Consider the following 3,298-nt stretch of genomic DNA (forward strand, 5'->3'; position numbering starts at 1 on the left):
TCATAAACTTTATACATTACTTAGATAAAATTTCAACCCCATCTTCAGTAACTAAAATCATATGCTCCCATTGAGCTGATAACTTTCCATCATCAGTATATGATGTCCATCCATTATCTGCATCTATATATAAATCTGGCTCACCTTGATTTATCATAGGCTCTATTGTAAATATCATACCTGGAACTAATACCATTCCCTTTGCCCCTTTATAGTGATAAACAAAAGGATCCTCATGGAATTCTAATCCTATTCCATGTCCTCCAAACTCTTCAACAACAGAATAACCATTAGCTTTAGCATGAGCTTCGATTGCTGCACCTATATCTCCTAAGTGTCCCCATGGTTTAACTGCTTCTATACCTTTATATAAACATTCTTTAGTTACTTCAACTAATCTCTTAGCTTCTTCACTAACATTTCCTATCATAAACATTCTTGACGCATCTGAGTAGTATCCGTTATATATAGTAGATACGTCTACATTTATTATGTCACCGTCTTTTAATACTCTATCAGAACTTGGTATACCATGGCATATTTCATCATTTATAGATGTACATACACTTTTAGGGAAATCGTGATATCCAAGTGGTGCAGGTATAGCACCTTGAGATATTGTAAAGTCATGTACTAGTTTATCTATTTCTTCAGTAGTCATTCCTGCCTTTATATTTTCAGCTACTAAGTCTAGTACTGCATTGTTTATTTTTGCACTTTCTTTTATTTTTTCTATTTGCTCTTTTGTTTTTATTATATTATGAGAAGGAACTTCAAATCCTCTTTCCTTTAAAGATTTTAATTTTTCATCAAATTCCATATGGCATTTTTTATATTTAAGTCCACTATTACACCAACATTCATCATTTCTATTTATTTTCATAAACTATTCTCCTATTATATTTTTACTTATAATTATTTTATGATATTGTATTATTATCTACCATATGTTTTAATTTGTAAACTATAAATTTATTTTATTTAATTAAAATCTTTATATTTTATTCAACCAGTCCCCTACCCTTTTTCCTATATTATCAGCTGCTAGAATACCAGATACCAATGCATATCCATCTGGATTAAATTGTTTTAATTTATCAACATTATCAAGTGTTATTCCTCCAATTAGTACAAAGGGTAAATTTACTTTTTCTGTGATTTGTCTTAGTGTTTCAAAGGAAACTTCTTTTGCATCATCTTTTGTTGAAGTAGAAAACATTGCTCCTATTCCCAAGTAGTCTGCACCATTTTCTTTTGCTATTTTTGCTTCTTCAACATTTCTAGCAGAAACACCTATTATTTTATCTTCTCCAATAAGCTTTCTAATAGACATTGCATCTATATCACTTTGTCCCACATGAACTCCATCAGCATCAGCAATCATGGCGATATCAACTCTGTCATTAATTACAAAAGTTACATTATATTTTTTAGTAATTTGTCTAAGCTTTATTGCTTTTTCTAAAAACTCTTTTCCATCAGCATTCTTTTCTCTTAATTGCACCATTGTAACACCAGCTTTTATGGCATCTTCTATACACTTATAAAAATCTCGTCCTTTTAATATCTCTGAGTCTGTAACTAAGTATAATTTAAGAGCATTTTTTAATTCATCTTTATTTATCATATAAAATCTCCCTTAATGATTAATTAATTTGCTCTATTTCTATTCTTGCATATTTCTCAAGAACATCTTTACTTAATGAGAATAAGTTGTCATAAAGTAAAGTTTTATATGTACCTATTGGTGGATTTTCTTTATCTGCTAACTCCCCACTTAAAGACATGGCAAGAGTTCCAATTACTGCTCCTTCAATTGCTTTATCAGTACATGGTAAAAGACTAGCTATTAAACTTGTACTCATACATCCTGTACCTGTTATGTATTTAAGCTTTGCACTTCCGTTTTGAATTTTATAAAGAATGTTTCCATCACTTATTAAGTCAGTTTTACCAGATGCAACTACTACACATTCTAGCTTTTTTGCAACTTCTATTACTATCTCACTAGAGTCAGCTCCATCATCAAATGAATCTACACCTTTTCCTTTTACATTTAAACCACCTAAAAATTGAATTTCAGATATATTCCCTCTAACTACATCAAACTTAACTTCATTTAATAATTTATTTGTAATTTCAGTTCTTGCATTTGTTGCAAATACCCCAACAGGATCTAATATAACTGGCTTATTATATTTATTTGCTGCTTTACCTGCTAAAACATATAAATCAAGTAATTCACTATTCATAGTTCCAATATTAATTACTACAGAATTTGAAACCTTAACTATATCCTCTACTTCCTCATATGAAAAACTCATCAAAGGACTAGCTCCTATGGCAAGTGTTGTATTTGCACAATCTGTTATAGTTACATTATTTGTATAATGTAATACTAAAGGATTACCTTCTTTTACTTTATCAATTAAATTAAACATATTTATTCCCCCCTATTTATCCTCTTTATAAAAATGATGAACTGGTCCAACCCCATGACCTATGTCAAAGCTATATTTTATTGCTTCTGTAATATATTCTTTACTAAGTCTTACAGATTCTTTTATATCATATCCTAAAGCTAAATGAGATGTTATAGCTGAAGATATAGTACATCCTGTACCATGAGTATTTTTCCTATTTATTCTTTCACCTTTAAATACTTCAAACATATCTTTGCCTATAAGTACATCTACACAGTCCCCTTCTAAATGTCCACCTTTCATAAGTACATATTTAGGTCCCATATTTAATATTATATTTCCTGCTTTTTTCATATCTTCAATAGTTTTTATTTTTATATTACTTATTTCTTCTGCTTCAGGTACATTAGGTGTTACTATGTATGCTTTTGGTATAAGATATTTTATTAGATTTTCTTTAGCTTCTGGTCTTAGAAGTGAATACCCACTTTTTGAAATCATTACAGGATCAACTACAACATATTCACAAGGATATATTTCTAAAGATTCTACAATATCCTTAATAATTTTAGGAGAAGATACCATTCCAATTTTTATTGCTTTTGGTGGTATATCTTCACAAACTGCCTTTATTTGTGATTTTATAATTTCAGAACTTAACTCCTCAACATCAAATACCCCTTCTGTGTTTTGTGCTGTTATTGCAGTTATTACACTCATTCCATATGTTCCTATGGCAGAAAATGTTTTTAAATCAGCTTGTATACCTGCTCCCCCTGAAGAGTCAGAACCAGCTATTGTTAATGTTGGTACTCTATAGTTTTTCATTTATTTCCCCCTTTTTTATACGTAAAAAATGCTATACCTGATGTAGG

The 3,298-nt window shown here is 29.9% G+C and carries 4 protein-coding genes; all 4 read right to left on the reverse strand.

What is annotated here, in order from left to right:
* Positions 1-16: 16 nt before the first annotated feature.
* Positions 17-883, reverse strand: a complete 867-nt coding sequence (locus tag Q5F54_RS12160; RefSeq protein WP_302334508.1) for a methionyl aminopeptidase — start codon at positions 881-883, stop codon at positions 17-19.
* Between the two features lie 111 nt (positions 884-994).
* Positions 995-1,627 carry a thiamine phosphate synthase gene (gene thiE / locus Q5F54_RS12165; RefSeq protein ID WP_302334509.1) on the reverse strand — a complete coding sequence of 211 codons (633 nt, stop codon included), beginning with the start codon at positions 1,625-1,627 and terminating at the stop codon, positions 995-997.
* A 19-nt stretch (positions 1,628-1,646) separates the two neighbouring features.
* Complete coding sequence (gene thiM / locus Q5F54_RS12170; protein ID WP_302334510.1) at positions 1,647-2,441, reverse strand: hydroxyethylthiazole kinase; 795 nt, start codon at positions 2,439-2,441, stop codon at positions 1,647-1,649.
* Between the two features lie 12 nt (positions 2,442-2,453).
* Positions 2,454-3,251, reverse strand: a complete 798-nt coding sequence (gene thiD, locus Q5F54_RS12175) for a bifunctional hydroxymethylpyrimidine kinase/phosphomethylpyrimidine kinase (protein ID WP_302334511.1) — start codon at positions 3,249-3,251, stop codon at positions 2,454-2,456.
* Positions 3,252-3,298: the final 47 nt, after the last annotated feature.

The sequence above is a fragment of the uncultured Romboutsia sp. genome, assembly GCF_958366745.1.
Classification (GTDB): domain Bacteria; phylum Bacillota; class Clostridia; order Peptostreptococcales; family Peptostreptococcaceae; genus Romboutsia; species Romboutsia timonensis.